Origin of the sequence: Prochlorococcus marinus XMU1412, assembly GCF_017696315.1 — a bacterium.
GTDB classification, from domain to species: Bacteria; Cyanobacteriota; Cyanobacteriia; order PCC-6307; family Cyanobiaceae; genus Prochlorococcus_A; species Prochlorococcus_A marinus_AF.
On record NZ_JAAORJ010000001.1, the window covers coordinates 440,041 to 465,484 of the forward strand.

The window sequence follows — 25,444 nt, forward strand, 5'->3', positions numbered from 1 at the left end:
AAAGTTAGATACCCTCTGCTGCCTGCACTTTTTCTACTTGTTTTTTCTTTAATACTAAAAGTATTTGTGTTAAGCCTACACCAATGAAAAATGCAATCAATCCAATTACTCTATAAGGGCTTTGAAGTACAACCTCGGCATCTAATTGCCCAAAGCCACCAACGTTGGGATCATTAGTAAGAGGGTCACCTGCATTAATTTTGTCTTGTGCTTTTACGATAAGTTGAGGACCAACAGGTACTGCTTCAGAAGTTATCTCACCATTATCATTTTCTATATTGACCTTATAGCTACCATCTTCAATTGTTTCTATTGAATTTATTGTTCCTGAGGTGGAAGAAGTGAAAACTACATTATTGCTTTTGTCTCCAGTTGGGTATACCTGACCTCTACCTCTATTGCCTCCAATATGTAACGAGTATTTCCCATAGTGATATTCTTTATTAGTGGATGGATTAGGGGAAAGTACAGGGAAAACGATTTCTTTATTCGTATCGCCAGGTAGAGGTCCAACAATGATGATATTATCTTTCTCTTCACTGTAATTAGTGAAATAGACCCCCTCGGTCTCCTCTTTGATTTCTTCCGTCCATCTTTCTTGTGGAGCAAGTTTAAAGCCATCAGGCAGCATTACAACAGCACCAACTTGTAATGGGACTTCAGAACCATCAGCCCCGATCTCTTTTAAGTCATTTTTGTAGGGTATTTTGACTACTGCTTTGAAAACACTGTCTGCTCCAACAGATTGTGGAACCTCTGCAATTGTAGGCATCTGAGCTAGATGACAATTTGCGCAGACTATCTTACCTGTGGCTTCTCTTGGGGATTCGTAGTTTTGCTGAGCCCAAAATGGATAAGCAAAAGTGATCGATGGATGAAATACAATGCTCGAAATGAAAAGCAGAGTACAGATAAATAAAGTTGTTTTTTTCATGATTTGATTTTTAAGACTTTTCATTTTTTTATGCCCACCATGGATTTTCATTAGTTCTAAAGTCAGTTTCTGACCATTGTTTGACGAGTACAGCATCATCTTCAATATCGACATGAGCTAGAGCTAAAGATAAAGGAGCAGGCCCTCTAACTACCTTCCCATTAGTATCGTACTGACTGCCATGACAAGGACATATGAATTTATTAGCACCACTATCCCATGGGACAACGCAACCTAAATGAGTACAAATTGCATTTAAACCAAAATCTCCTATTTCCCCACCCTCATTAACTATTAAATAAGTTGGATCTCCCTTTAGACCTTGTACTAGACTTCTGTCTCCTGCTTGATGGGCAGCTAACCAACCTGTCTGAGTTATTGGATTTCCTAATTCATCTTTAGCAGAAGTTCCACCTCCCCCACCGCCTGCTCTTAAAGGCATGAAATAATTCGCTACAGGGTAAAGGGCTCCTAAAGCTACACCAGTTGCAGTACCAAATGTAAGAAGATTCATAAATTGCCTGCGACCCATTGAAGGGACATCATTGGAACTTAATTGAGTCATTCGCTACTTGGTTCTGTTATTTATTAGTTATTATGGATCAGATTGTTCAATTTCTGTTGCAAATAGATAGGACTTTTAATAATTTAAAGTAAAAGTTTAGGAAGTCTTAATTAATTGATTTAAATGAACCCATTACTAGTAGATGAAGTTATACATTATTTGATTCATCGCTGGGGGAAAAAATATGATTTTAGACTCTTTAGAAGAGGAAAATTTGTATATTTTCAGATGATGTGGGGATTCCTTGGACAGGAATCATTCCCTTTAAGTGAAGATGAATATAAAAAATCGATAGCTGATAAAATCGAGATTTTAAATAGATGTGGATATTCAGAAGAAGTAAGGGAATGGCTAAAGAAAGTCAATGCTAAGCCAAGATTAGGTAGAGCTGTTAGCTTGCAATTGAATCTTAATGAGAAGATGAAAGAGTTTTTGATTTAAGATTTTCTGATAAGTAAGTTAATCCAGTACCCACAAAAAATAAAAAAACCATCGATATAGATAGCAATGACATAGTCAATGGGTCTGTTGAAGGGGTAATCACTGCAGATAATATTGCTGAGGAAATTACAACTATCTTCCAATTCGAAATCATTTTTTCTGTCGTGATTATTCCAAGAGAACCAAGAATAAATTGTAATACTGGCAATTGAAAAGCTATTGCAGTGCTCGACATTAATAAGAGAACAAAATCAAAATATCTTTCTATGGACCAAGTTGGTTCAACAATATCAGCACCAAAACTAATGAAGAAATTTATTGCTGCAGGGACTAATATCCACCATGAAAAAATTAATCCTAAAAAAAACAGAAGACCTGAACCAAAAACTGCGGGCAAGATAAGGCTTTTTTCTTGTTTTGTTAAACCAGGAGAAATGAATAATATTATTTGATAAAAAATATAAGGCATAGAAACTATCAATCCGCTGTAACCTGCAACTTTAATAGCGACAAATAAAAACTCTCCTGGAGCAAGTTGTAGTAAATGAATATCACCAGCTGGGATTTCTAAAAAAGATATTAATGGCTTTATGATGAGAAAACTAAAGAATATTGAAATAAGTATTGAGTAAATTGAGTTTAGTATCCTTTGACGAAGCTCCTCCAAATGATCACTAAAAGTCATCGAATCTGATAATTTATTTTCACTTTGACCTGTACCTCTCATTATTATTTGATAAAGATTTTGTAAGAAAAAGGTTTAAAATTACTATTGTCAAAGTCCAATTTATTTTTGATAAACTTAATTATTTGCTTAATTTAGGATTAGTGGGATCAGGTAATAAGAAAGGAGGGGCATCATTCAAAGATGATTCACCATAAGTTTCATATTCTCTATATCCACCCATTTTCCCATTTGTTTTCATTAGAGCGCTAACGAAGGCAAGTAGCAAGAAAACAGTAGGAGCTCCAATTATTAATGCAGCACCAAATAGATATCCAACAATAAATTCTGGAAAACTATGATTTCCTAAAAATTCATGAGTGCCCAAAAGAAAATCAAACATTTAGATTTAAAAATTTTTTTTATTATAAACTAAATTACTGTTTTAAGATTTTTTTTAATGTAATCTTCTCCTCTTGTAGGATTTCCCCAAATAATTTCTCCATTTTTAAAGGAAACGCAACCAGGTCCTCCTTTTTTGATTTTTTGTAAATCTTTAATTTTTACTAAATTAATTGGTACTTTAATGTTTCTTTTTGCCTTACTAAATAAAGCAGCTAAATCTGCAGCTATTTGAAGATCCTGTTCAGATGCTGCTTGAGATGAAGACTTCAAAACTACATGGCTGCCTGGTGATTCCTGTGCGTGAAACCATAAATCGCCTTTTTTTGAAAACTTAAAGCTTATTAGCTCATTTTGCCTCATATTTCTCCCTACCTGAAGCTTCAATCCTGTGGGAGTGTCAACTTGAATTGGTGAAGATTGTATCTCATATGTACTTTTCTGATCTTCTCTTTGCTTCTTGATATTGATATTAAACTCGTTACAAATTTCTTCCATAATTTCTTCTAGTAGTTTGATTCTCATAAAAAGTTTTTCATGATTTAAAGAAATTAAATTTTCTAGGAGAGTAGTGAATTCTTCTAATCTTTCAATATTTGTTTTGTAAATAATTAATCTTTCTTTTATCAATTCTCTAGATCTCTTAAGTTTTTTTGACTTTTTATATAATTTTTGACCTTTAATAATATCTCGTTTTGTAATTTCACTTGAAGTGAATATATTGTCAGCTTTTTCTTTAAATACCTCGTAGTTCTCTGATTTTGTAAGAAGATCATATTGAATATTTAAATTCTTTTTCTCAGTATTGGTCTGTTTAAAAATTATCCCTTCAATTTTCTTTTCCAATAATTCAAGTTTTTTTTGTTTCAGATAATAATCATAATAATTCTCTAAACTGGTGCATAAATCTATTTTATTCTCGCAATTAATTTCTTTATCAAAAAACCAAACACAATAAAAATCATTGTTAAATGGAGTAAACTTAAATTTATTGTTTTTAAACCTATTTATCCAAATCTTCCAATTTTTAAATATCTCCTTTAAGTCCGAATCGCTAATGAAATCGATATTTTTTTGCATTATTTGCGGATTGCCAGTTTTGCTAATAACCTCTAATTGTTTTGTGAGGATAGGGCTTACTCCTTGATAGGTATTTATTAAACAGTATTTCAAAGACTCAGGTACTATTGAAATTGAGTTTTTCCATGATTGAAAAGACTCATCTTCTCTAGGTTGTTTTTTGAGATTAACTGGAGGGCCAGAATAAGTTGATCCTGTTGAAATTGTTCTAAAGCTAGATTGACTTGATTTAATTTGTTTACCAACAGCAATTATTTTTTGTTTATTATCCAAATAAAAAATATTGCTATGTTTTCCCATTAATTCAAAAATTAAATACTTATTAATTTTATCTCCAGGTTTTTTCGCAAAACTAAATTTTATAACTCTCTCGAAATCATCTTGATCAATCGAAATTAAAGCCATATACTTTAATCCATATCTTATTTGTTTAGAAAGTGTGCTTTCTCTCCCAATCTTTTCTGGCTTATTTATCTTTAGTATTCTAGGAGAGTCCCCATTCCATGAAACTTCTAACCATGTTTGAGAATCAACTCCTCTGAAACATAATTGAATTGTATTAGGCTCTGGCTGTTGGGCAGTTTCAAACTTTGTAGGTAAGATATTCTTTGTCAAATAATGCAAGACAGATCTAATAGATGTAATGTCCATTATCTGTGGAACACCTTTTTGCATTATTCCTTCTTAATTCACAAGATGTTTATTTTACTGTAAAAAATTTAATATGAAAAATCAAAAAAAACTTATTATCCTTACTGGACCCAGCGGGGTAGGTAAAGGAACAGTTGTGAAAGAAATATTAGGTAAAGAAAAAAATTTTTGGCTTTCAATTTCTGCAACTACTAGAGAACCTAGAGAGGGAGAGAAGGACGGAGAAAATTACTACTTTTTAAATCAAGAAAAGTTTAAAGAAATGATTGAACAAAACTTGTTTCTTGAATGGGCTCAATTCGCTGGAAACTACTATGGAACTCCTTTGTCTTCTGTTAATGAGAAAATAAAAAAGGGATTTACTGTACTACTTGAAATTGAAGTAGAGGGTGCAAGGCAAATAAAAGATAAGTTTCCTAATTCACTGTCAATATTTTTACTTCCTCCGGATAAAAAAGAGTTAGAGAGAAGAATAAGAAACAGAGGTACAGAAAAAGAAGAGGCAATTAAAAAAAGACTCTCAAGGGCTAATTATGAGATTTCTGTAGCAAATCAATTTGATTTTGCATTAACTAATCACAATGTTGATGAAACAGCAAAAAAAATAATCAAGTTAATAAAAACTTGATTATTTTTTTCTTTATCAGCTCATTGGATGGAATAATAAATCTGGGAAAAATCTATTAAATTCAATAATTATTCCGGCTGTAAGGCTTAGCCAAATTGCTGCTACTACTGGGGCAGATCTGACAAATTTTGTGTTTAGAATTTTGAACATTTGTTTTATGAAAGTTTTTTAAAGATTTTTAGCGAGGACCATTAAGTGTAATATTTTTGTCTTTCTCTCTTAGATCTCCATTTCTACCTTGCTTATTAGCAAGCAGAGGCCATTGTGCCCCTTTCACAAGACATTTTCTGGCTAAGTCTAGGTCAATAATGATCTCAAGATCTGCTGGGTTCTTAGTCTTTTTTGATTCAATAAGATACTCTCTCCCTGACCAGCCTATAATTCCAGCAATATAAATGAACAGCACTCCCGGAATAAGTAGATCTCCTTCATGACCTCTATTTAAAAGGGCTCCCCATGGCTCAAGAGGAGGTCCAATTATTAAATGTGGGAGGCCATCATCTCCGCATGATGCTTTTCCGTATCTTTCAAATCTTGCAATGTCTTTTTGAGTAGTTGCAGAATTTGCTCTCTCAATGAATTTAGAATTTTCAGAGCATTTTGTGAGAGCTGAAGCAGTATATTCAGTGCTGGCTCTATCTGCGTTTAAGGCAGGCCCATTGGCAGCTAGAGCAACTGGAGTAATTCCGAGGAACAGAAAAACTGAGGTTATTATTGAAAAAAAGAATTTCATAAGTTGCAATCTTTAATTCCTTATAGGGTGTTATGTAAGAAATTAATATTAAAATAGAACAAGTTGAATCAAAAATGCATAAAGTTTTAGCTATTGAAACAAGTTGTGATGAGACATCTGTCTCAGTAGTTTCTAATATTGGCGATACTTTTAGAATACATTCAAATATAATTGCCTCTCAAATTCAAGATCATTCAAAATGGGGAGGAGTTGTTCCTGAACTGGCAGCTAGAAAGCATTTAGAGTCATTACCTTTTGTTTTAGATAAGGCTTTAGAAGAATCAAATATCAAAATTGAGGAAGTTGATTATATTGCATCAACTGTAGCTCCTGGATTAGTTGGTTGTTTAAGAGTTGGCTCCATAACTGCAAGATCACTTTGCATGTTACATTCAAAACCATTTTTGGGAATTCATCATTTGGAGGGGCATTTATCTTCAATTCTCTTTTCAGAAAACTATCCAAAGAAATCCTTTCTTACATTACTTGTTAGCGGTGGGCATACTGAATTGATAAAGGTTGATGAAAGAAGGAGAATGCAAAGACTTGGGAAAAGTTTTGATGATGCTGCTGGAGAGGCATTTGATAAAGTTGGCAGATTATTAGGTCTTAGTTATCCAGGAGGACCAGCAATTGAAAAGATTGCTAAAAATGGGGACCCAATGAAATTTAATTTACCAAAATGCAGGATTTCTGATAAAAAAGGTGGATTCCTTAAATATGATTTCTCTTTTAGTGGTCTAAAAACTGCCGTATTAAGATTAGTTGAGAGAATAAATTTGGATGGGAAGACCGTTCCAATTCCTGATATTGCTGCAAGTTTTGAGAGAGTAGTGGCAGAGGTCTTGGTAGAGAGAACAATAAAATGTGCAGATGATCATAGTTTGGATAATGTTGTTGTGGTTGGGGGAGTGGCTGCTAACAATACATTAAGAAAAATGATGATTAGTGAAGCTCGTAAAAAATCCATTAAAGTTCATTTAGCTCCCCTTAATCTTTGTACAGATAATGCTGCAATGATTGGAGCGGCGGCGTTGTTCAGGATCAAATTTAAGGATCATTTAAGTTCCCTTAAATTAGGTGTCGCAGGAAGACTATCAATTGAACAAGCAAATACCCTGTATGAAGAAAATCCTCCTTTCTAACTTCAATGAACAAACAACCTAAAATCGAGATTAAAGAAACAAAAAACTTCGTTGATAAAAAGGAACTAAATTTGTGGAAAAGAGGTTTCACCCCTCAAGCTGAAATATGGAATGGAAGGATGGCAACTGTTGGTATAGGAATTATTTTTATAATTATTGCTTTAATAAGCCAGTTATCTTAATAGAAATAAAAGTCATTTTCTTGAAAGTAGTTTTGAAAGATTTAATAAAAATTTCTCTTATTCAGCCGATGAATTAAATTAAAAAGTATTGTATTTATTGGACTTGAGATAAGATTATTGATTTAATCAAAATAATAAATTTTTTTATTATTTATATTTTTATATGACGCCTGAAAGGCTTGGATTACTTTGGGGGATAACTGTATTTGCAGGTGCTTGCGCTCGATTATTTTCTTCTTTTACAGGATTCCCAAGTGTTGTTATTTTATTGCTTTCTGGATTATTCATCGGAAGATCAGGATTAGGCCTTGTTGAGCCTTTAGATCTTGGGCAAGGGCTTGAAACTATCGTAGGGCTTTTAGTTTGTTTGGTTCTTTTTGAAGGGGGATTAAATTTAAAACTACCTGAGGGGAATATAAGAAATACTGTTTTGAAAATTTCATTAGTAAGACTTTTTATTTCATTATCTGTTGGAATTTTTATTGCTCATTGGCTGGCTGGCCTCTCATGGCAAGTCGCAGGAATATACAGTGCCATAGTTCTAGCTACTGGACCAACAGTTGTCTCTCCATTAGTGGAACAAATAAAATTAGCTTCTCCACTCTCGGAAGTTTTAAAGGCTGAGGGGTTGTTGCTTGAACCAATTGGTGCGGTACTAGCATTACTGCTTTTAGAACTGACCTTAGGTGACCTCCGTGGGATTAACGATGTATTTATAGCATTAATGCAAAGATTAGGGGGAGGAGTCTTTATCGGATTAAGCGCAGGATGGTTACTATCAGAAATTTTAAAAAAAATAAAAACTGAAGCCTCATTTGGTATAGAGCTTCAAGTTACCCTTGGATTTATTTTCCTTGTGTATGGTATTTGCGAATATTTTTTACCAGAATCAGGCTTACCGGCTTCTGTCGCTGCAGGTTTTGTTGTAGGCAAAAGAGAAGTTGTAGACAAGGAGAGATTAGATAATTTAATAGGTGAATTAGCTCAATTAGCAATAACAGTTCTTTTCCCTCTTTTGGCCGCTGACGTTTCTTGGGGTGAATTAAGTCCGCTTGGCTGGGGAGGAGTTGTTTGCGTTTTAATGTTGATGGTAATTGTTCGCCCAATCTCTATCTGGATAGCAACAACGGGGAGAGAATTGAACTTTAAAGAAAAAATATTTTTAGCCTGGTTAGCCCCAAGAGGTATTGTTACTGCAGCTGTAGCTTCTCTTTTTTCTATCAGATTAGAGCAGGCTGGTATCCTTGGGGCTGGCCGTCTCCAAGGTTTAGTTTTTCTTACTATATTGATGACAGTAGGAATACAAGGACTTTCAGCAAAACCTTTGGCAAATAGACTTGAATTAGGCCAAAAAAATAATTCAGATTGATTAAAGACATCTTGCAATTCGAGTTCTATCAGTTTTACTCTCTGCGAAAAGCTCCCAACTTTGAATTAAATCTGGCCCACTGAGAGATCCAAAAAAAGCTACTCTTAATGATTTCATTAATATCCCTTTTTTAATATTATGATTTTTTGAGATTTCGTTTATTATTTCTTTGGCTTTCTCTTTATTTAGTTTTATAGTATTTTGTTCAATTAAATAATTTAATATTAGTTTTAGAGATAATTTGCTATCTTTGTTTTTCAGAAAATCTTGACCTTCTTTTTGAATTGTAGGTATTAAGAAAAATGGTTTTGATTGATCAATTGAATCTTTTATAAGAGTCATAGAGTCTCTAATCAAAATTGCTAGTTTATAAGCCCATTCTTGAGATGGCGGCTCCCAACCATTATCATCCCAGTATTTCTTCATGATCTCACTTAACTTTATTGATTCCATATTTTTTATATATTGAGCATTAATCCAGTTGAGTTTTTCCCAACTGAATTTGGCTCCAGCTTTATTTATTTCTGATAAGTCAAAAATTTCAGATATCTCATCAAGTGAAAGTATTTCTCTGTCAGTAGATTTTGGAGACCAACCTAAAAAGGCCATATAGTTCGATAAGGCCTCAGGTAAATATCCCATTTCTCTGAATTCGTCGATTGACGTAACGCAATCTCTCTTAGATAATTTTTTCCCTTCGCTACTTAGTATTAAGGGTGTATGCGAAAAAGTTGGCAAATTAAAATTTAATGCTTTATAGATCAATATTTGTTTTGCAGTGTTCGAGATATGGTCTTCACCCCTTACAACATGAGTGATATTCATGAAATTATCATCAACTACAACTGCAAGATTATATAAAGGATCTCCAATCTCATATCCTTTGGCCCTTCTTGACAAAACTAAATCACCGCCCAAATCCTTCCCTTGCCATTTGATTTCACCTCTTATCTGATCTGCCCATTTAATTTCAATTTTTTCATCAATCTTAAACCTTATTACTGAAGTCCTTCCTCGGGATATGAATGTTTCTATTTCTTCTTTTGAAAGACTTCTGTGTCTATTATCATGCTTTGGAGGTAATCCTTTCTTTTTTTGTTCTTGTCTTAATTCAGATATTTCATCTTCTGTTGTAAAGCACCTATATGCAGCTCCACATTCCAATAGCTTTTTTATATAACTTTTATGAATCGAAATTCGGTCACTTTGCTTTATAGGTTCTTCATCCCATTTAAGTCCAAGCCATTTCAAGCCCTCTAATATATTTTTTGTATATTCAGATTTAGATCGAAGAATATCTGTATCTTCTATTCTGATGAGAAATTTTCCACCTATTTTTTGTGCATACAACCAGTTGAATAGTGCTGTTCGCGCTGTCCCAATATGAAATAAACCCGTTGGACTCGGTGCTAGTCTTAAACGTTTTTCCAAATTTTTTTTAGAAAAAACGGGACCGACGGGATTCGAACCCGCAACTTCCGCCGTGACAGGGCGGTGCTCTAACCAGTTGAACTACGGTCCCAGAGTTTTGTTCTAATTTTATTTAGAACTTCATTCTTAAAATTATCAGATCATAATACTTAATTTATGTGGTTGTAATAAAAAAAATTTATTAATTTGAGGATTTACAGAAATAATTAGTTTTTCCAACTGCATTAGTGTGAACAACTATTTATTTTTGAGGTCTAAAACCAGCAGGCTCTATCAACCTGACTTGATTGCCTCTAGCAGTAAATTCTCTGCCTTGGTCACTTTGTACTACAACTCTCCCACCAGACTTAACTCTGATAACTCTTGCACGAACCCATCCTAAAGCTGCTGATTCGAGGACTTTGACTACGTCCCCAGGTTGAAGATCTAACTCCATCTTATGAAAAATGATTTACATAATGTTGATCAAACGCGTCGTGGAGGACTTGAACCCCCGACATCAGGTTTTGGAGACCTGCGTTCTACCAACTGAACTAACGACGCATTTAAATGATTATAAGCGTCTTTGTGACCAATAAGTTGATTAATTTACAACTTTATCGATCAAAGCGTTGTTTTACGCGAGTAGCTTTTCCTACTCTATCTCTCAGATAGAATAACTTAGCTCTTCTTACTTTACCTCTACGTTCAACTTTTAGAGAGGCAACCTGTGGACTATGTAGCATAAATACTCTTTCAACACCTATACCCTGAAAAATTCTTCTAACTGTAATAGTCTGGTTGATACCTCCATGCCTTTTTGCTATGACCACACCTTCATAAGGTTGGACTCTTTCTTTATTACCTTCTGTAATTTTTACTCCAACTTTAACAGTGTCCCCAACATATATTTCAGGTAATTCTTTTTTTAATTGTTCATTCTCAAATTCCTTAATAAGATTTGATGCACTTAAGGTTTGCGTATTCTCAGAAACCGTATTTTTTTCTTTTTGTTCAACTGCTACATCTACTGATGCGTCAGCTTTAATACCGGTTTCTAATTCCTTCTCTTGTTTCTCTTTGGCCATTTTGGTCTTTATTGTCCTACAAGTTCTATATCTTAACCTTTTGACTCGCCTTTAGTAACCTTTTTGGTAAATGAAATTGTTTTTGAAAACATTTGGAATCCTGTTAAGAGCATCCATAGAACTCCAAGGGAATTCAATATTACGTATATAAGTTCTCCATTATCTCCAAGCCATTCGCCCTCGTGGAGAGACATTAACCAATGAACTTGTTCTCTAGAGTAACCTAGTAAATCTTTTGAAACCCTATAAAGAAGACCAGTAATTGAAGATATAAATAATGGAAGAAAAACCCAGGGCGCCAAAGCCTTATGAAATTGCCTAGAATTAAATAAAGTTTTCATTTTTGTTTCTTTCCCATTGTTATTGATAGATTTAAGGTAGCCAAGACCATAAAGGCTATCTTGAAGATATTTACCTATTACTATTATTTATTCCAATGAGACATTTTGCAGATCTTTTGTTAAATAAAAATAATTCCAAAGCTAATGATCAAGTTCCTTTTATTCAGAGGAGAAGAGGAATTGAAATAAAGTCTTCACGGGAAATAAATTTGATGAAAAGATCTAGCAGGATTGTAGCAACTGTTTTGAGGGAAATTAATGACTTAATTAAACCTGGAATGAGTACAAAAGATTTAGATGATTTCGCAGAAAAGAGGATAAAAAGTTTTGGAGCTGTGCCAAGTTTCAAGGGTTACCATGGATTCCCTTGTAGTATTTGTTCTAGTATTAATAATGAGGTTGTCCACGGGATTCCAAATAAAAATAAAATAATTAAAAATGGTGACTTGGTTAAAATTGATACAGGGGCATATATAGATGGTTTCCATGGAGACAGTTGTATATCAATTTGTGTAGGAGAAGTTAGTCCAAAGGCTCAAAAACTTAGTGATATAGCTTATAGAGCATTGTATGCGGGGCTTTCGAAAATCAAGGCAGGCAATACACTTCTAGATGTGGCTGGTGAAATCGAAGACATTGTTGTAAATAATGGCTTTAGTGTTGTAGAAGACTATACAGGTCATGGAGTTGGAAGAAATCTTCATGAAGAACCATCGGTATTTAATTTTCGGACCAAAGAATTGCCCAACGTCGTCCTTCGTGAAGGAATGACATTAGCAGTGGAACCTATTGTTAATGAAGGGACTAAATTTTGCAAAACACTAAATGATAGATGGACCGTAATAACAAAAGATGGAAAACTATCGGCCCAATGGGAGCATACAATAGTTGTTTTAAAAGATGGTATTGAAATATTGACAGATCGAGATTTCTAGACACTAAGATTTGTACTTATAAATAATTTGGCAATACAAAAAATTAAAAAATTCTTTCAACGGAAAGAGTATATATGTTAAAGGGTTTGGACTAATTATTACTAGATAATTTTTTGAATTGGCTAAATCATAAATTTTTTTTGAAACAAATTTAGGACTCATTATTCCGAGAGGATTTAGTTCTGATTTAAATGGCCCTAAGATGATTTTTTTTATTATTAATTTTTTCTTTGTATTTTTGTTCAGAAGATTTTTTTTGAATGAAACTAATTGACCAATAAGGGATTTACTAATTTCATATGATGGATTTAGGGCGGGTAATATTTCTGCTTCTGATGTATTTATCCAAATCTCTTTTTTTATTAGAGAATCATTGCTTATAGCAATATCTTCAAATAAATTTAAAAATTTGAATTTGCTTAATGCATTTATCTCGATTGAGTTTTCATAATTTGAATTTTTTCTACTCAAATCATAGATACCATGGTTCAAAATTAAAATGTCTATATTTTCTAATTGTTTTTTTAATGACGACTCCTTCCCACATTCCCATTTAATCCATTCATTTGGAGATTCAAGATTTATTTCATAATTAGTTTTACTATGAGTAAATCCAATCACTTTATATCCTTTTTGACGAAACAGCTTTGTTAATTCTTTCCCTAGCGCACCTGAGGCTCCAGTTATCCCTATAGTTTTTTCGTTTTTGGTAGGATTTATCATTTTGCTTTATTTTTATGAGATACCAAAGAATTAAAATAAATTTAACAAAAAAATATTATTTAATTTTTTAATTTGATTAAAACTCATAAATAAATGTTTGTTTAGTTCTGAAAAAAATATTATCTTAAACCTAATAATAAATAATTTACTAAGTTATGAGCGATATATTATTAATTGGCTCATGTGAGCCATTTAGTGGTAAGTCTGCAATGGTTCTTGGGATAGCAAAAAAACTTTTACAGAAGAAAAAAAAAGTACGCATAGGAAAACCTCTGGCAACATGTATTGAACTTACCAATCTCCCCTCAATGTCTTATGAAGGATTAATAGATGATGATGTTAAGTTTATTGGATCAACATTAAATATCGAAGAAGAGAATTTAATTTCTTCAGTAGGATTATTGGATAATATCTCAGCTGAAAAAAGAATCTTCAATAAAGACTTACTTCCAGGAAAAGGTTTTGATCAGATTGAAGGATTGGTTAATGATGATTTTGAAGGTCTGAATATTTTAGAGGCAGCCGGAAGTCTTCATGAGGGTATGATTTATGGCTTAAGTCTCCCACAACTAGCTAAGGATTTAGATGCAAAAGTTTTAATTGTGAATTTATGGGAAGATTGTAAAAGTGTGGATGCATTACTTGATGCGAAAAAACAATTAGGTGAGAAATTGGCTGGAGTTGTATTAAACGGAGTTTTGCCGCAAGAAGTCGAAAAAGTTAAAAATGAAATAATACCCTCTCTTCAAGATCTGGATATTGAAGTATTTGGAGTGATGCCTAAATCACCACTTCTTAGAAGTGTTACCGTAGGTGAGCTTGTAAGAAGACTAGATGCCCAAGTAATTTGTTGCCCTGAAAAAGATCAATTGCTTGTTGAAACATTAAGTATTGGTGCAATGGGGGTGAATTCTGCAATGGAATTTTTCAGGAGAAGAAGAAATATGGCTGTAGTTACTGGAGCTGATAGAACTGATATCCAACTTGCTGCTTTGGAGGCTTCGACTCAATGCCTTATTTTAACTGGTTTAGGAGATCCTTTGTCACAATTGATTCATAGAGCGGAGGAATTGGAGGTGCCAATTTTAAAGGTGGAATTAGATACTCTTTCCTCCGTGGAAATTATTGAACAAGCTTTTGGTCATGTCAGAATACATGAATCAATTAAAGCTTCTTATGCTATTCAATTAGTTCAAGAGCATGTAAATCTAAAAAGAATTCTCGAAAAGATAGATTTTCCCTGCAATTTTTCAGATAAATGCTAATTTCAAATATAGGAACTTTATTATTTTGAGTCGCTCTTTAGATCTACCAGCAACTGAAGGTGTTGATGCCTTAGCTCAAGAACTTGCAAAACTCCAAGATAATGGGAAAAGGAGAATTGCTTTTTTAGGTAGTAGACACGTACCGGTTGTAGATATCCACTTGATTGAGTTGATTGCAAGGTCGTTAGCAGAGGAAGGACATAATATCCTTACTTCAGGATCTCAAGGAGTTAATGCAGCTGTTATTCGAGCTGTCTTAGATATTAATCCATCATTATTAACGGTTTTATTACCACAGAGTCTTGATAGACAAATACCCGAAATAAAGGATCAACTTGAGATGGTTATGCATTTGGTTGAAAAAAGTGAAAATGATGAATTACCTTTGCCACTTGCAAGTAGTCTTTGTAATCAAGAAATTATTACTAGATGCGATCAATTAATATGCTTTGCCTTTCACGATAGTGAAACTTTACTAAATAGTTGTAGATGTGCCGAAGAAATGGGCAAAGTGGTTAGTTTGTTATTTTTTGATTAAATCAACCCATTCCCCCTTATTAAAAGATGATTTATGCTAATAATATTTAGCGTTTAATAATTTATTATGGCAGAAAGTTTTTCATTTGATGTAGTTTCTGATTTTGATAGACAAGAATTAGTAAATACTTTGGATCAAGTTAAAAGGGAAATTTCTCAACGTTATGATTTGAAGGGCACGAATACTTCAGTTGATTTAGAAAAAGAAAATATTTTTATAATCACCAATAGCGAACTTACTTTGAATGCTGTTAATGACATAATTAGACAAAAGGCAATAAAAAGAAACTTATCTCTTAAAGTATTTGACTACGGTGAAATTGAAGTGGTAAGTGGCAATAGAATTAAACAGACAATTTTACTAAAACAAGGTATTAAACAAGAAATTGCAAAAAAAATAAGTAAAAATATTAGAGATCAAATTAAAAAAATTAATGTCAGCATCAATGGAGAAACAATGAGAGTTGCTAGTAAGAGCAAAAATGATCTTCAATTGGCAATTAAGCTTGTTAGTGAGTTGGAGGAGTCTTTGAACATTCCTCTAAAAGCAAATAACTTTAGATAAAATATTTAGTAAGATTATTTTAAAAATATGGCAGATTATTCAAAATCTCTCATTAACTCATTGATTAAGAATGTAAAAGAATACCCTCGTTTTTCAAAAGAAGAAATAGAGAAATTTTGTTGGATGGCGGTACATGAGCATAAGCATGGTGTGTTACCTTCTGAATATGATATCAGGGAGATAGATGAGGATCTTTATTTAGAACTTTTGCAAGAATTTAAATCAAATATCCATTAACTAAAATCTATATTTTAATTTACAATTATTAAAAAAATATTTTAATTAAATGCCTTACTAATGCACTAATTAGTCTATTTAAATATGATTAATTATAAAGATAAAATTTAATGTCAACATCCTTTAAAAATGTCACGCCAACAGGTCCGGGTGGGACAGCAACATTACTGATTGTATTGTCTTTTACTGGCTTTCTTTTGCTTACCCAATCATTATTTGTTGTACCTTCTGGACAAGTTGCAGTTGTTACAACATTAGGGAAAGTAAGTGGCCCCTCTAGGAGAGCTGGTTTAAACTTTAAACTTCCATTTGTTCAGTCTGTATATCCATTTGACATAAAAACTCAAGTTCAACCCGAAAAATTTGAAACTTTAACTAAAGATCTTCAAGTTATTAGGGCTACAGCTACTGTTAAATATTCAGTAAAGCCTAACGAAGCAGGAAGGATTTTTGCAACAATTGCAAGCAGAAATAGCGATGTTTATCAGAAAATTGTTCAGCCATCTTTGCTAAAAGCTCTAAAATCAGTCTTTTCTCAATATGAGCTAGAAACAATTGCTACTGAATTCGCAGTAATTTCTGAGAAAGTAGGAGATACAGTTGCACAAGAACTAAATTCATTCGATTATGTCGATGTTAAAAGTTTAGATCTTACTGGATTAGAGATCGCTGAGGAATATAGAGCTGCGATTGAACAAAAGCAAATAGCTGGTCAGCAATTACTAAGAGCAAAGACAGAAGTTGAAATTGCAGAACAAGAAGCACTTAGATATGAGACATTAAATAGAAGTCTTGACGATCAGGTGCTTTTTAAATTATTTCTCGACAAATGGGATGGTAGTACACAAGTTGTTCCTGGCTTGCCAGGCTCAGAAGGAGGTAGTCCCCCAGTAATAGTTGGCGGTAGAAGATAATTATTTAGAAATAATCTTTCTAAAGTCTTAATCATTTACTTATTTTTCTTTAAGGAAAGATCAGTAAATGATTATTTTTTTATTGCATTGAAAGATTCGTCAAAAGCCTCGATAGTTTTATCAATTTCTTCTTCGCTGTGAGCTAGTGATGTGAAACCAGCTTCGAAGGGACTTGGTGCTAGGTAAATTCCTCGTCTAAGCATTTCTCTATGCAACTTACCAAAAAGTTCGGCATTATTTGTTTTGGCTTCATCAAAGTTCCGAACTGGCCCATCGCATAAGAAAAAACCAAACATAGCACTTACACTACCACCATTGATAGCGATACCGTTATTTTCTGCAGACTGAATTATCCCTTCAATTAATCTAGAAGTTGTTAAATCAAGTTTATCGTAGGTACCATCTTGTTTGAGCAGTTCAAGAGTTTTTATTCCAGCAGTCATTGCAAGAGGATTGCCGCTCAAAGTACCTGCTTGGTATACGGGTCCTGAAGGCGCTACCATTGACATTATTTCTTTCTTTCCTCCATAAGCCCCAACAGGTAGGCCTCCACCAATTACTTTCCCAAGGGTGGTTAAATCAGGAGTAACCCCAAACTTTTCTTGAGCGCCTCCATAACTTATTCTAAATCCGGTCATTACTTCGTCAAAAACTAATAAGGATCCATTCTCAGAGGTTAATTCCCTTAATCCTTCCAAGAATCCAGGTTCTGGAGTAATAAATCCAGCATTACCAACGATAGGCTCGAGTATAACCCCAGAAATGGCATCTGGATTCTCAGAAAATAATTTTTTTACTGCTTCAAGGTCATTGTAGGGTGCAGTAAGTGTGTTGGCAGTAGTTGTCCGTGGAACACCTGGAGAATCCGGTAAACCCAGAGTGGCAACTCCAGATCCTGCTTTCACTAAAAACATATCCGCATGACCGTGATAGCAACCGTCAAATTTAATAACTTTATCTCTTCCAGTAAAAGCTCGCATGAGTCTCAAAACGGCCATACATGCTTCAGTTCCACTATTAACAAATCTAACCATTTCTACAGATGGGACTGCTTCTATTACCATTTCAGCAAGCTTGTTCTCTAGAACGCAAGGAGCACCAAAGCTCGTGCCTTTCTCAATTGCTTCCTGTAATGCTGTTGTAACTTCTGGGTGGGCATGTCCACATATAGCCGGTCCCCAGCTTCCTATGTAGTCAATATATCTATTTCCATCAATATCCCAAGCAAAAGGACCTTTGACTCTATCAAAAACAATTGGTTGACCACCAACAGATTTAAAAGCTCTTACTGGAGAGCTAACACCTCCTGGCATTAGTTGTTGGGCTGCAGAGAAAATTTCTTCAGATTTTGTGTAATTTAATATGTCAGTCACAATTTAGCTAAATGATGTTTTAAGAAAAATCTTGTCATGTTCTAAATTAGAAATAAGTAAAAATTTTGTCAATCAGATTGAAATTCTACATTATGATATTTTTATTGCGATAGTTTGGATTGTAAATTATTAATTTTAAAGAAATCATGATAAAAAACAATCCTATTTTTGATAAGTCTTTATTAATAAGCGTTTTCAGGCATTAAAGAAATTCAATCTATTTTATTTATGTTTCGAAGAAATCATCATCATCCTCAAAAAAATCTACATTTATGTCGTTAAAGTTAAGATCTATCATTACTGGAGCATGATCACTTGGACGCAAATTACCCCTAGGTGAGCTGTCTATGACACAACTTTTAAGTTTTGATGACAGTTCTTTGCTGATATATATATGGTCTATTCTCCAACCTTTATTTAATTCAAATGCGTTATTACGGTAATCCCACCAACTCCAATGGCCAGTATTCTGTTCAAAAATCCTGAACGAATCTATTAATCTTTTTTTCAGAACATTATTTAGCGCATTTCTCTCTATCTCAGATGCCATTATTCCTCCTTCATATTTCTTTGGATCATGTATATCCAAGTTATAAGGCGCAACATTAAAATCACCCATAAGACAAATTAATTCTCCTTTTTTTTCTAGGTCATCCAAAAATGAAGCCAAACAATTTAACCAATTAATTTTGTATTCGAACTTACTAGATTCTAGAGAAGAACCATTTGGCACGTAAACATTGATGATTTTAATACCATTAATATCAGCAGAAATCAATCTTTTTTGATCTAGGAAAATTTCGATATTTTGATTAAAGTCGGTACAACCGTAGAATCCTTTTTTAACATTTTCTGGCTTTATTTTAGAAATAATAGCTACGCCATTATATGATTTTTGCCCATAGACCTCTACTGAGTATCCTAATTTTTCAAAAGGTTCAATAGGGAAACTATCATCCATCACTTTTGTTTCCTGAAAACATAATATATCTGGATTGTTTTCATTAATCCAATCTATTATTTGTGAAAGTCTGGTTCTTATAGAGTTAACATTCCAAGTTGCTATTAACAAATTTCTACCAAATTATGTAAGATTAAGCTAGCAAATAATTTTCTTTGTTAAATAATTTTGAAATTAAATAAAATGAATAATTATTTTTGCAAAAGTCTGCCTAGACCAATATCTTTTGTGATTTTTTTTACTTTATTAATTTCCTTAAGAGGTGATTACCTAAATGCTGAATATTTATTTGAAGAATTAGAAATTGATACCTCAACTAAAACACAAGATGATAGTTCAGTTCTCCCAACTAATCCTTTTGAACTTATGGAAATGATTCGGAGACAAAATAGTATGAATAATGCTACTGATCCTTCTGATGCAATTGACAATGCGTTAAAGTCTTTTAATACTTTGGAGGAAAATTAAGAAATTTAATACGATAAATTGTTATTTTCAAATTTTTAATATGTTAAAAAACCCTATCCCAAAAGTTACTAACCAATTACAGCATAGAGCAATCGGTATTATTAATGGTAAATTCACTCCACTTAGTAGTGAGCAATTAAATAGAGGCTTTTTAATTGACAATAAAGACGAAAAAATTGAAACAGTAGTACTAGGTAAAGCATTATCACTTTTAAAAAAGCATATTGACTTAAAGAAAAGTTACTATTGGATTGTTTATCCAAAGAATAAAAATACTCAAAATTTGCATTTACAGGTCGCAGGGATTTGGGATCCCTATCAACTGAATGATTTCCCTAATGATTCTTCAAAAACTAACTTCTCGAAATTATTAGAAGAATTAGATCTAAAAGACAATTATTTTTCTGTTAGAGGAGAATTAGTATTTGTCAACACTCAAAAGAAAGAAATTGTTATTAAAATCTGCCCTGCTATAAAGTCAAAAAATTTAAAAAATAAAAATTTTAAATTAGTCATAAAAGGAGAGCTTTCTCTTGAACTTCTGCATAGCTTTGTAAGTTTAGATATAAATAGAGATGGAAATTCTTTGAAATTAATAAAGTACGAAGTGATTGAAAAAAATCTTTCTATAAGTAACTAGAATGAAAGATTGATTTCCACCTCAATTTTACCAGTTAAGAAATCTTTGATTTATGGATGATGTTTTAATTGAATGTTCTCCTGGTATCTCTGGAGATATGTTGTTAGGAGCTTTTTATGATTTAGGGGTGCCTAAAAAAGTTATTGAACAGCCACTTATTGATCTTGGATTAAAGAATCTATATCAACTAGACTTTGAAGATTCAAAAAGTTGTTCAATCCGAGGCATCAAGGCAAAGGTTGAGAATATTGATTGTAGTCCTATCAAAAGAACTTGGAGAAGTATTAAGGAACTTATATTAAATGGCCATTTAGAAGATAAATTAAAAAAAATAATTTATGAAGTATTTGAATCTTTAGCAACTGCGGAAGGAAAAGTTCATGGAATTAAATCTGATGATGTTCATTTTCATGAAATTGGAGCTATAGATTCATTGGTTGATATCATTGGGGTATGTGCTTCACTGAATTACTTAAATCCAAAGAGAGTTTATTGTAATGAACCAATGTTGGGAAAAGGTTTTGTTCAAACTGAACATGGAAAATTATCTGTACCACCTCCTGCTGTAATAGAGCTAATAAGACAAAAAAATATTAAGGTTTTATCAAACCGTGACTCAATAGAGGGTGAACTCTCAACACCAACTGGCATTGCTTTGCTTGCTAATTTAGTCGACTATCCAGAACCTCCTTCGAAATTCTCTATTAACTCTTATGGAGTAGGCATTGGCAACCTAAAATTCCCATTTCCTAATTTGGTAAGAGTTTATAAAATAACTTCATTTGAGGATTTTTCTATTAACCATAATGAACAAATTAGTCCAAAGTGTGAAGAGATATCTATTCAAGAAGCATGGATTGATGATCAAACGCCGGAAGATATATCTAATTTTGTGGAGAAACTGAGAATTGAGGGGGCTTACGACGTTTCCTATCAAGCTATTAATATGAAAAAAAATAGAATTGGATTTTCTATTCAAGCAATCCTACCCATTAAGAAAAAAGAATTTTTTAGACGATTATGGTTTGATTATTCCAGTACTATTGGGGTTCGTGAAAGGACCCAATCTAGATGGATATTACTTAGACGTAGAGGAGAATGTTCAACGACTTTTGGAAATATAAAAGTTAAACAAACTTTGAAACCCGATGGATCAATAAATATGAAACCAGAAAATGATGAGGTTCTAAGATTAAAATTAAAGCATAAAATATCAACTTACGAAATAAGAAAAATAATAAAAGATTCAAGTAAGAAATTTAAAGCATTTGAAAACTGGAAGTGAGATTTAATACAAATAATCAACCATATTTCAAATTCCTTAAAAAAATTAATTTTGGTGGTTTGAAGAGTATCTTCTTTATTTCAAGCTTGTCATATTTTTGCATCCATTTTTTTGATAATATTGATCAAATTTCATTTGATATTAATTTAGAAAGAGATGGAATTAATCTTTCTTTATCATTTTTATTTTGTGTTTTAAGTATTTACCTGAACGCTTATGCATGGAAATATATTGTTAAATGGTTCGGGAAAGAATTTGAGAGTAATAATTTAATCTCTTTTTATGTTTTAACCAATATTCTTAAATACATTCCTGGCGGGGTTTGGCATTTTATTGAAAGATTTAATTTTATAAAAAAAATAAGTAATTCTCAGATTGCTTTGTACTCGACACTTATAGAACCTTATTTTATGTTGAGTGGATCTTTTTTCTTGGCATCGATGGGAATGATTTTTTCACCATTTTATTTTTTTTTAATTTTTCCTTTATTAATCTTAAATAGGAAATTTATTTTTTTGATTTTAAAAAGAATAGGGTCTATTAATAGAAGAGTATTTGAGGTTTTGAGACTTCCAAATTTAAAGGATCAATTTGAAGAGAGAATAAATATAATTTCCTTTTTCCCTTATAGAACTTTACTTCTTGAAATTGGTTTTGTCTTATCTAAATTTATTGGGTTTTATATTTGCTTAAATACTTTTTATGCAAGTAATACTCTGAACATCATATTTTTATTAGTAATCTTTTCTTTGTCATGGTCTTTAGGCTTGGTAGTACCATCAGCTCCAGGAGGAGTTGGCGTTTTTGAGGCTTGCATACTTTTATTTATTGGCAAAAGTATTCCACAAAATATAATTCTTACTAGCTTAGTTTATTTTAGGGTTATATCTACCTCGGCAGATTTGTTGTTGAGCTTACCTTTCTTAATAAGAAAATTGTCTAGAAGACTTTAGTTTTTTTTCTCTAAACTTGGTATCAATGTAAATGATGCAATAAGGCCTAAAGTCATAATAAGAATCGCCGGCAATATTGCCTCTACCATTCTCTCATCTCCAGCATATTGATATATTCTCACAGATAATGTATCGAAATCGAATGGTCTTAAAATAAAGGTTATGGGTAATTCTTTTATCGTATCTACAAAAACTAATAGTGATCCTACGAATATTGGTCCTTGGAGAAGAGGTAGATGAATTCTTTTGATGATTCCCAGCCAATTCTCTCCTAACCCAAGTGCTGCTTCATCAAGACTAGGAGAAATTCTCTCAAGGCTTGAATCAATAGAACCCTTAGAGATAGTTAAAAATCGGACAAGATAACCCCAAATTAGTAGGCAAATAGCAATGAAATTGAATTTTGAGGAAGAAATACTTATTAAGGATAAAGCTAATACAGTGCCCGGTATTGCGTAACCTATTCCCGCAAGGTTTGTTATTATTTCTAGCAATAAGCTTTTATTTGGGCGTTTGGCTAAGGAAATTATTAAGGAAAATATTATCGCTATTAATGCAGTTAAAAGTCCTAGACTTATGGTCCTTAATGATAAAGAGAGTAATTCTATAGATAACCCTTTTTGAATTTGATCGATATTAAGCAGAACCCAAAAAAATGGAATCCCAAAAGAGAAAATTGGAGGAAATAAAGATATCATTATCGCTAACAGAGATCTAGTTTTGTTTAATTCCCATCCTTGAGAATCTTTTGATGCAGGATTTTCACTCCACCTCTTTGATTTTCTTCTCGATAATTTTTCAAAAATAATTAAATTAAAAATTATTAATAAGGCTACCAATGATAATCCAATAGCACTTTTTGGATTACCCTCAATAATCCAATTTTCAGCTATTCCCGTAGAAATACTTGGAATATTTAATAATGCAAATGTACCTAACTCATTCATTACTTCCATACACATTAAACTTATTCCTGTTATCACTGCAGGTAAAGCCATTGGGAAAGCTATTTTAAAGAAGCTCTTCCAAGGCCCAACTCCTAATCCTCTACTGGCATTGATCTGATTAACTCCAAATTTATTAAAACTTTCATTAGCAAGAATGAATACATATGGATAAGTAGAAATAGAAAGTATTAATACCCCCCACCATAAACCAGTTATTTGATACCCAAAAATACTCCCCAAATCCTGTAAAACAGCTGTTATTAGATATGCAGGAGCAGCTAGTGGAACTAGCTGACAAATACGGAGAACTTTTCTGAACTTAAAATTACAATTTGAAAGTAACCATCCATTCAAAGTTCCTAACCCTCCACCAAAAAAACTTGTCAGTATTAGAACTTTTAAAGTTCCTAATACCTCTTCCCCTCCTGCGATACCTAATGAAAAATTCCCACTAAAAATATATTGAACTCCTTCAAGAAGAAAATTGGAAATTGGAATGATTACTAAGAGTGCAACAATAAAAGAAGTAAAATAAAAAAGTTTTAATTCGGTTACTGCTTTTTTAAATCCTTTAATAAGTATTTTCAAAAATTAATTAAATCCTAATATGTATACTCTAATCTGTTCTAAATCTACATGATGAAAGTTGATTCTTAATAGTTTGATGATCTAAGTTTTTCCCAATAAATACAATCTTGTTAGATTTTTCTTTTGTCCACTCTTCATCATCTAAAGAAAATCGTTTTCCAGATAGGTGAAAAATGTGTTTCCTTTCACTTTCCATAAACCATAATATTCCTTTCGCCCTAAATACGTTTTGTGAGATTTGATTATCTAAGAAATATTGAAACTTCCTTAAGGAAAATGGTTCAAATGTCTCATAAGAAACTGATGTAAAACCCTCTATATTATTAATCAAATCGTGCGAATGAGAAGAATGATCGTGTGAATGAGAAGAATGATCGTGTGAATGAGAAGAATGATCGTGTGAATGAGAAGAATGATCGTGTGAATTTTTTTCTACATCTTCTTTGTTTTTATCGTATTTAAAAATATCTGTTTCAAAAAGCCCAACACTCATTATTGTTTGTAAGCCAACCTCACTATTAGTTGATCTCAATATCCTTGGTTCTTTTTTTATTTTATTTATAAATTGTTCGACTTTCTTTAATTGTTCTTCGTTGACTAAATCACATTTATTTAGGAGAAGAATATCTCCATATAAAATTTGAGAATAGGCGACACTTGAATTATTAATTTCAAAATCAAAATTTTCTCCATCAATAACAGTTATGATTGAATCCAATCTTACTTTTTCTCGAAGATTTCCAGCTGCAAAAGTCATGGCTACTGGTAATGGATCTGCTAGCCCAGTAGTCTCGACAATCAAATAGTCTATTTTTTCAGATCTTTCTAAAACTTTGGATACTGTATTTAATAATTCACCATTAATAGAGCAACATATACAGCCATTATTTAATTCGATCATATCTTCTGACCCTTCTATAATTAAGTCATTATCTATTCCTATCTCTCCAAATTCATTAACCAAAACAGCTGTTTTAAGACCAACTTGATTTTTTAAAATGTGATTTAAAAGCGTAGTTTTGCCAGAACCTAAAAATCCACTAATAATCGTAACAGGTAATAACTTTTTAGACATTTTGACTGATTTTTTAAGTGATTAAATTTGTAATGTTATTGATCGAAAACTTTATTTATTTCTGAAGCTAATGTTTGATCGAGATTTGTTATGCCCCCCAAATCATGAGTACTTAACCTTATTATTACTTTTGAATAGACGTTTTCCCAGTTAGGATGATGATTATATTTTTCGCAGATTAAAGCAATTTTAGTCATAAATGCGAAGGCTTCAATAAAATCAAAAAATTTAAATTCTCTCTGGATTTGTTCATTGTTAATTTCCCAGCCGGGTATTTTGACAACTAATTCCTTCAATTCTTCATCTTGCAAAAGGTAAGGTTCCATTAATTAATTAATTTAGGTT

32 protein-coding genes and 2 tRNA genes are annotated in these 25,444 nt (G+C 32.5%); 15 read left to right on the forward strand and 19 right to left on the reverse strand.

Annotated elements, in window-relative coordinates:
* Positions 1–4: 4 nt before the first annotated feature.
* Together petA and petC are read right to left on the reverse strand one after the other, a co-directional pair.
* A complete protein-coding gene (gene petA / locus HA152_RS02525; RefSeq protein WP_245211178.1) occupies positions 5–934 on the reverse strand; it encodes a cytochrome f in 930 nt (309 codons plus the stop codon).
* A 28-nt stretch (positions 935–962) separates the two neighbouring features.
* Positions 963–1,499 (reverse strand): cytochrome b6-f complex iron-sulfur subunit, encoded by a 537-nt coding sequence (petC, locus tag HA152_RS02530; RefSeq protein WP_209133202.1) that lies wholly within the window; start codon positions 1,497–1,499, stop codon positions 963–965.
* 123 nt (positions 1,500–1,622) lie between these two features.
* Between petC and HA152_RS02535 the strand changes: the two genes are divergently transcribed.
* Positions 1,623–1,940: a DUF3067 family protein gene (locus HA152_RS02535; protein ID WP_209133204.1), complete on the forward strand. Its 318-nt coding sequence runs from the start codon at positions 1,623–1,625 to the stop codon at positions 1,938–1,940.
* Here the strand turns inward: HA152_RS02535 and tatC are convergent.
* The 3 genes from tatC to HA152_RS02550 form a co-directional block, all read right to left on the reverse strand.
* Complete coding sequence (tatC, locus tag HA152_RS02540; protein ID WP_209133206.1) at positions 1,909–2,667, reverse strand: twin-arginine translocase subunit TatC; 759 nt, start codon at positions 2,665–2,667, stop codon at positions 1,909–1,911. The two genes, HA152_RS02535 and tatC, sit on opposite strands and share 32 nt — an antisense overlap.
* Before the next feature lie 79 nt (positions 2,668–2,746).
* Positions 2,747–3,007 (reverse strand): hypothetical protein, encoded by a 261-nt coding sequence (locus HA152_RS02545; RefSeq protein WP_011376025.1) that lies wholly within the window; start codon positions 3,005–3,007, stop codon positions 2,747–2,749.
* Positions 3,008–3,036: 29 nt separating this feature from the next.
* A complete protein-coding gene (locus HA152_RS02550) occupies positions 3,037–4,737 on the reverse strand; it encodes an Rqc2 family fibronectin-binding protein (protein ID WP_209133314.1) in 1,701 nt (566 codons plus the stop codon).
* 73 nt (positions 4,738–4,810) lie between these two features.
* Between HA152_RS02550 and gmk the strand changes: the two genes are divergently transcribed.
* Positions 4,811–5,365: a guanylate kinase gene (gene gmk, locus HA152_RS02555; protein WP_209133208.1), complete on the forward strand. Its 555-nt coding sequence runs from the start codon at positions 4,811–4,813 to the stop codon at positions 5,363–5,365.
* 15 nt (positions 5,366–5,380) lie between these two features.
* On the opposite strand, the gene psaJ is transcribed toward gmk, so the two are convergent.
* Both psaJ and HA152_RS02565 read right to left on the reverse strand, forming a co-directional pair.
* Positions 5,381–5,515, reverse strand: coding sequence for a photosystem I reaction center subunit IX (gene psaJ, locus HA152_RS02560; RefSeq protein WP_011862490.1), 135 nt, complete (start codon positions 5,513–5,515; stop codon positions 5,381–5,383).
* Between the two features lie 28 nt (positions 5,516–5,543).
* A complete protein-coding gene (locus HA152_RS02565) occupies positions 5,544–6,098 on the reverse strand; it encodes a Photosystem I reaction center subunit III (RefSeq protein WP_209133210.1) in 555 nt (184 codons plus the stop codon).
* A gap of 74 nt (positions 6,099–6,172) precedes the next feature.
* Between HA152_RS02565 and tsaD the strand changes: the two genes are divergently transcribed.
* The 3 genes from tsaD (at position 6,173) to HA152_RS02580 (ending at position 8,794) form a co-directional block, all read left to right on the forward strand.
* Positions 6,173–7,243, forward strand: a complete 1,071-nt coding sequence (gene tsaD / locus HA152_RS02570) for a tRNA (adenosine(37)-N6)-threonylcarbamoyltransferase complex transferase subunit TsaD (protein ID WP_209133212.1) — start codon at positions 6,173–6,175, stop codon at positions 7,241–7,243.
* A gap of 5 nt (positions 7,244–7,248) precedes the next feature.
* Complete coding sequence (locus HA152_RS02575; protein WP_209129887.1) at positions 7,249–7,425, forward strand: high light inducible protein; 177 nt, start codon at positions 7,249–7,251, stop codon at positions 7,423–7,425.
* A 163-nt stretch (positions 7,426–7,588) separates the two neighbouring features.
* Positions 7,589–8,794 (forward strand): cation:proton antiporter, encoded by a 1,206-nt coding sequence (locus HA152_RS02580; protein WP_209133222.1) that lies wholly within the window; start codon positions 7,589–7,591, stop codon positions 8,792–8,794.
* Here the strand turns inward: HA152_RS02580 and gltX are convergent, their stop codons facing one another.
* The 6 genes from gltX to HA152_RS02610 all read right to left on the reverse strand — a co-directional run bounded on the left by gltX (position 8,795) and on the right by HA152_RS02610 (position 11,633).
* Entirely contained in the window at positions 8,795–10,225 is a 1,431-nt protein-coding gene (gene gltX / locus HA152_RS02585; RefSeq protein ID WP_209133224.1) for a glutamate--tRNA ligase, read from the reverse strand.
* Positions 10,226–10,242: 17 nt separating this feature from the next.
* A tRNA-Asp gene (locus HA152_RS02590) sits at positions 10,243–10,316 on the reverse strand.
* A gap of 150 nt (positions 10,317–10,466) precedes the next feature.
* Positions 10,467–10,661, reverse strand: a complete 195-nt coding sequence (locus HA152_RS02595; RefSeq protein WP_002807701.1) for a hypothetical protein — start codon at positions 10,659–10,661, stop codon at positions 10,467–10,469.
* 34 nt (positions 10,662–10,695) lie between these two features.
* Positions 10,696–10,768, reverse strand: a tRNA-Trp gene (locus HA152_RS02600).
* 53 nt (positions 10,769–10,821) lie between these two features.
* Positions 10,822–11,292, reverse strand: a complete 471-nt coding sequence (rplS, locus tag HA152_RS02605) for a 50S ribosomal protein L19 (protein WP_245211179.1) — start codon at positions 11,290–11,292, stop codon at positions 10,822–10,824.
* Between the two features lie 32 nt (positions 11,293–11,324).
* Entirely contained in the window at positions 11,325–11,633 is a 309-nt protein-coding gene (locus HA152_RS02610) for a PepSY domain-containing protein (protein ID WP_209133226.1), read from the reverse strand.
* Between the two features lie 95 nt (positions 11,634–11,728).
* Between HA152_RS02610 and map the strand changes: the two genes are divergently transcribed.
* On the forward strand, positions 11,729–12,568 hold the full coding sequence (gene map, locus HA152_RS02615) for a type I methionyl aminopeptidase (protein WP_209133230.1): 840 nt from the start codon (positions 11,729–11,731) through the stop codon (positions 12,566–12,568).
* A 3-nt stretch (positions 12,569–12,571) separates the two neighbouring features.
* Here the strand turns inward: map and HA152_RS02620 are convergent, their stop codons facing one another.
* Entirely contained in the window at positions 12,572–13,291 is a 720-nt protein-coding gene (locus tag HA152_RS02620; protein WP_209133233.1) for an SDR family oxidoreductase, read from the reverse strand.
* A 155-nt stretch (positions 13,292–13,446) separates the two neighbouring features.
* On the opposite strand from HA152_RS02620, the gene HA152_RS02625 reads away from it, so the two are divergent.
* From HA152_RS02625 to HA152_RS02645, 5 genes are all read left to right on the forward strand, one after another.
* Positions 13,447–14,556 (forward strand): phosphotransacetylase family protein, encoded by a 1,110-nt coding sequence (locus HA152_RS02625; RefSeq protein WP_209133236.1) that lies wholly within the window; start codon positions 13,447–13,449, stop codon positions 14,554–14,556.
* A gap of 25 nt (positions 14,557–14,581) precedes the next feature.
* Positions 14,582–15,094: a DNA recombination-mediator protein A gene (locus HA152_RS02630; protein WP_209133238.1), complete on the forward strand. Its 513-nt coding sequence runs from the start codon at positions 14,582–14,584 to the stop codon at positions 15,092–15,094.
* A 66-nt stretch (positions 15,095–15,160) separates the two neighbouring features.
* A complete protein-coding gene (locus HA152_RS02635) occupies positions 15,161–15,658 on the forward strand; it encodes a YajQ family cyclic di-GMP-binding protein (RefSeq protein WP_209133240.1) in 498 nt (165 codons plus the stop codon).
* A 27-nt stretch (positions 15,659–15,685) separates the two neighbouring features.
* Positions 15,686–15,895: a hypothetical protein gene (locus HA152_RS02640; RefSeq protein WP_209133243.1), complete on the forward strand. Its 210-nt coding sequence runs from the start codon at positions 15,686–15,688 to the stop codon at positions 15,893–15,895.
* A gap of 110 nt (positions 15,896–16,005) precedes the next feature.
* Entirely contained in the window at positions 16,006–16,809 is an 804-nt protein-coding gene (locus tag HA152_RS02645) for a prohibitin family protein (protein WP_025894130.1), read from the forward strand.
* A 71-nt stretch (positions 16,810–16,880) separates the two neighbouring features.
* On the opposite strand, the gene hemL is transcribed toward HA152_RS02645, so the two are convergent.
* Both hemL and xth read right to left on the reverse strand, forming a co-directional pair.
* Positions 16,881–18,182, reverse strand: a complete 1,302-nt coding sequence (gene hemL, locus HA152_RS02650) for a glutamate-1-semialdehyde 2,1-aminomutase (protein ID WP_209133245.1) — start codon at positions 18,180–18,182, stop codon at positions 16,881–16,883.
* A gap of 226 nt (positions 18,183–18,408) precedes the next feature.
* On the reverse strand, positions 18,409–19,254 hold the full coding sequence (xth, locus tag HA152_RS02655; RefSeq protein ID WP_209133247.1) for an exodeoxyribonuclease III: 846 nt from the start codon (positions 19,252–19,254) through the stop codon (positions 18,409–18,411).
* A gap of 72 nt (positions 19,255–19,326) precedes the next feature.
* Between xth and HA152_RS02660 the strand changes: the two genes are divergently transcribed.
* Genes HA152_RS02660 through HA152_RS02675 form a run of 4 tightly spaced genes read left to right on the forward strand, consistent with a single transcriptional unit; the run spans position 19,327 to position 22,489 of the window.
* Positions 19,327–19,611 carry a hypothetical protein gene (locus HA152_RS02660; protein ID WP_209133250.1) on the forward strand — a complete coding sequence of 95 codons (285 nt, stop codon included), beginning with the start codon at positions 19,327–19,329 and terminating at the stop codon, positions 19,609–19,611.
* A 40-nt stretch (positions 19,612–19,651) separates the two neighbouring features.
* A complete protein-coding gene (locus HA152_RS02665; RefSeq protein ID WP_209133252.1) occupies positions 19,652–20,251 on the forward strand; it encodes a hypothetical protein in 600 nt (199 codons plus the stop codon).
* Positions 20,252–20,303: 52 nt separating this feature from the next.
* The gene (gene larC / locus HA152_RS02670) at positions 20,304–21,536 is read left to right on the forward strand and encodes a nickel pincer cofactor biosynthesis protein LarC (protein WP_209133254.1); all 1,233 of its coding nucleotides are present in this window, start codon (positions 20,304–20,306) and stop codon (positions 21,534–21,536) included.
* On the forward strand, positions 21,533–22,489 hold the full coding sequence (locus HA152_RS02675) for a hypothetical protein (RefSeq protein WP_209133257.1): 957 nt from the start codon (positions 21,533–21,535) through the stop codon (positions 22,487–22,489). The genes larC and HA152_RS02675 overlap by 4 nt, the downstream gene beginning before the upstream one ends.
* Here HA152_RS02675 and HA152_RS02680 read toward each other — a convergent pair.
* From HA152_RS02680 to HA152_RS02690, 3 genes are read right to left on the reverse strand one after another with little or no spacing between them, the layout of a single operon-like run.
* Positions 22,486–24,024: an ABC transporter permease gene (locus HA152_RS02680; RefSeq protein ID WP_209133259.1), complete on the reverse strand. Its 1,539-nt coding sequence runs from the start codon at positions 24,022–24,024 to the stop codon at positions 22,486–22,488. The two genes, HA152_RS02675 and HA152_RS02680, sit on opposite strands and share 4 nt — an antisense overlap.
* 28 nt (positions 24,025–24,052) lie before the next feature.
* Entirely contained in the window at positions 24,053–25,099 is a 1,047-nt protein-coding gene (locus tag HA152_RS02685; RefSeq protein ID WP_209133261.1) for a CobW family GTP-binding protein, read from the reverse strand.
* Between the two features lie 35 nt (positions 25,100–25,134).
* A complete protein-coding gene (locus tag HA152_RS02690; protein WP_209133263.1) occupies positions 25,135–25,425 on the reverse strand; it encodes a 4a-hydroxytetrahydrobiopterin dehydratase in 291 nt (96 codons plus the stop codon).
* Positions 25,426–25,444 lie beyond the last annotated feature (19 nt).

What these genes read in the sequence shown, in the direction of transcription:
- HA152_RS02610 (WP_209133226.1), bottom strand. Translation starts at nt 11,633, where the DNA reads ATGAAAACTTTATTTAATTCTAGGCAATTTCATAAGGCTTTGGCGCCC.
- HA152_RS02595 (WP_002807701.1), bottom strand. Translation starts at nt 10,661, where the DNA reads ATGGAGTTAGATCTTCAACCTGGGGACGTAGTCAAAGTCCTCGAATCA.
- rplS (WP_245211179.1), bottom strand. Translation starts at nt 11,292, where the DNA reads ATGGCCAAAGAGAAACAAGAGAAGGAATTAGAAACCGGTATTAAAGCT.
- map (WP_209133230.1), top strand. Translation starts at nt 11,729, where the DNA reads ATGAGACATTTTGCAGATCTTTTGTTAAATAAAAATAATTCCAAAGCT.
- petC (WP_209133202.1), bottom strand. Translation starts at nt 1,499, where the DNA reads ATGACTCAATTAAGTTCCAATGATGTCCCTTCAATGGGTCGCAGGCAA.
- HA152_RS02660 (WP_209133250.1), top strand. Translation starts at nt 19,327, where the DNA reads ATGAATAATTATTTTTGCAAAAGTCTGCCTAGACCAATATCTTTTGTG.
- HA152_RS02535 (WP_209133204.1), top strand. Translation starts at nt 1,623, where the DNA reads ATGAACCCATTACTAGTAGATGAAGTTATACATTATTTGATTCATCGC.
- HA152_RS02685 (WP_209133261.1), bottom strand. Translation starts at nt 25,099, where the DNA reads ATGTCTAAAAAGTTATTACCTGTTACGATTATTAGTGGATTTTTAGGT.
- HA152_RS02640 (WP_209133243.1), top strand. Translation starts at nt 15,686, where the DNA reads ATGGCAGATTATTCAAAATCTCTCATTAACTCATTGATTAAGAATGTA.
- HA152_RS02635 (WP_209133240.1), top strand. Translation starts at nt 15,161, where the DNA reads ATGGCAGAAAGTTTTTCATTTGATGTAGTTTCTGATTTTGATAGACAA.
- HA152_RS02550 (WP_209133314.1), bottom strand. Translation starts at nt 4,737, where the DNA reads ATGGACATTACATCTATTAGATCTGTCTTGCATTATTTGACAAAGAAT.
- psaJ (WP_011862490.1), bottom strand. Translation starts at nt 5,515, where the DNA reads ATGTTCAAAATTCTAAACACAAAATTTGTCAGATCTGCCCCAGTAGTA.
- HA152_RS02545 (WP_011376025.1), bottom strand. Translation starts at nt 3,007, where the DNA reads ATGTTTGATTTTCTTTTGGGCACTCATGAATTTTTAGGAAATCATAGT.
- HA152_RS02620 (WP_209133233.1), bottom strand. Translation starts at nt 13,291, where the DNA reads ATGATAAATCCTACCAAAAACGAAAAAACTATAGGGATAACTGGAGCC.
- HA152_RS02665 (WP_209133252.1), top strand. Translation starts at nt 19,652, where the DNA reads ATGTTAAAAAACCCTATCCCAAAAGTTACTAACCAATTACAGCATAGA.
- HA152_RS02575 (WP_209129887.1), top strand. Translation starts at nt 7,249, where the DNA reads ATGAACAAACAACCTAAAATCGAGATTAAAGAAACAAAAAACTTCGTT.
- larC (WP_209133254.1), top strand. Translation starts at nt 20,304, where the DNA reads ATGGATGATGTTTTAATTGAATGTTCTCCTGGTATCTCTGGAGATATG.
- HA152_RS02580 (WP_209133222.1), top strand. Translation starts at nt 7,589, where the DNA reads ATGACGCCTGAAAGGCTTGGATTACTTTGGGGGATAACTGTATTTGCA.
- petA (WP_245211178.1), bottom strand. Translation starts at nt 934, where the DNA reads ATGAAAAAAACAACTTTATTTATCTGTACTCTGCTTTTCATTTCGAGC.
- tsaD (WP_209133212.1), top strand. Translation starts at nt 6,173, where the DNA reads ATGCATAAAGTTTTAGCTATTGAAACAAGTTGTGATGAGACATCTGTC.
- tatC (WP_209133206.1), bottom strand. Translation starts at nt 2,667, where the DNA reads ATGAGAGGTACAGGTCAAAGTGAAAATAAATTATCAGATTCGATGACT.
- HA152_RS02690 (WP_209133263.1), bottom strand. Translation starts at nt 25,425, where the DNA reads ATGGAACCTTACCTTTTGCAAGATGAAGAATTGAAGGAATTAGTTGTC.
- HA152_RS02565 (WP_209133210.1), bottom strand. Translation starts at nt 6,098, where the DNA reads ATGAAATTCTTTTTTTCAATAATAACCTCAGTTTTTCTGTTCCTCGGA.
- HA152_RS02645 (WP_025894130.1), top strand. Translation starts at nt 16,006, where the DNA reads ATGTCAACATCCTTTAAAAATGTCACGCCAACAGGTCCGGGTGGGACA.
- gmk (WP_209133208.1), top strand. Translation starts at nt 4,811, where the DNA reads ATGAAAAATCAAAAAAAACTTATTATCCTTACTGGACCCAGCGGGGTA.
- HA152_RS02625 (WP_209133236.1), top strand. Translation starts at nt 13,447, where the DNA reads ATGAGCGATATATTATTAATTGGCTCATGTGAGCCATTTAGTGGTAAG.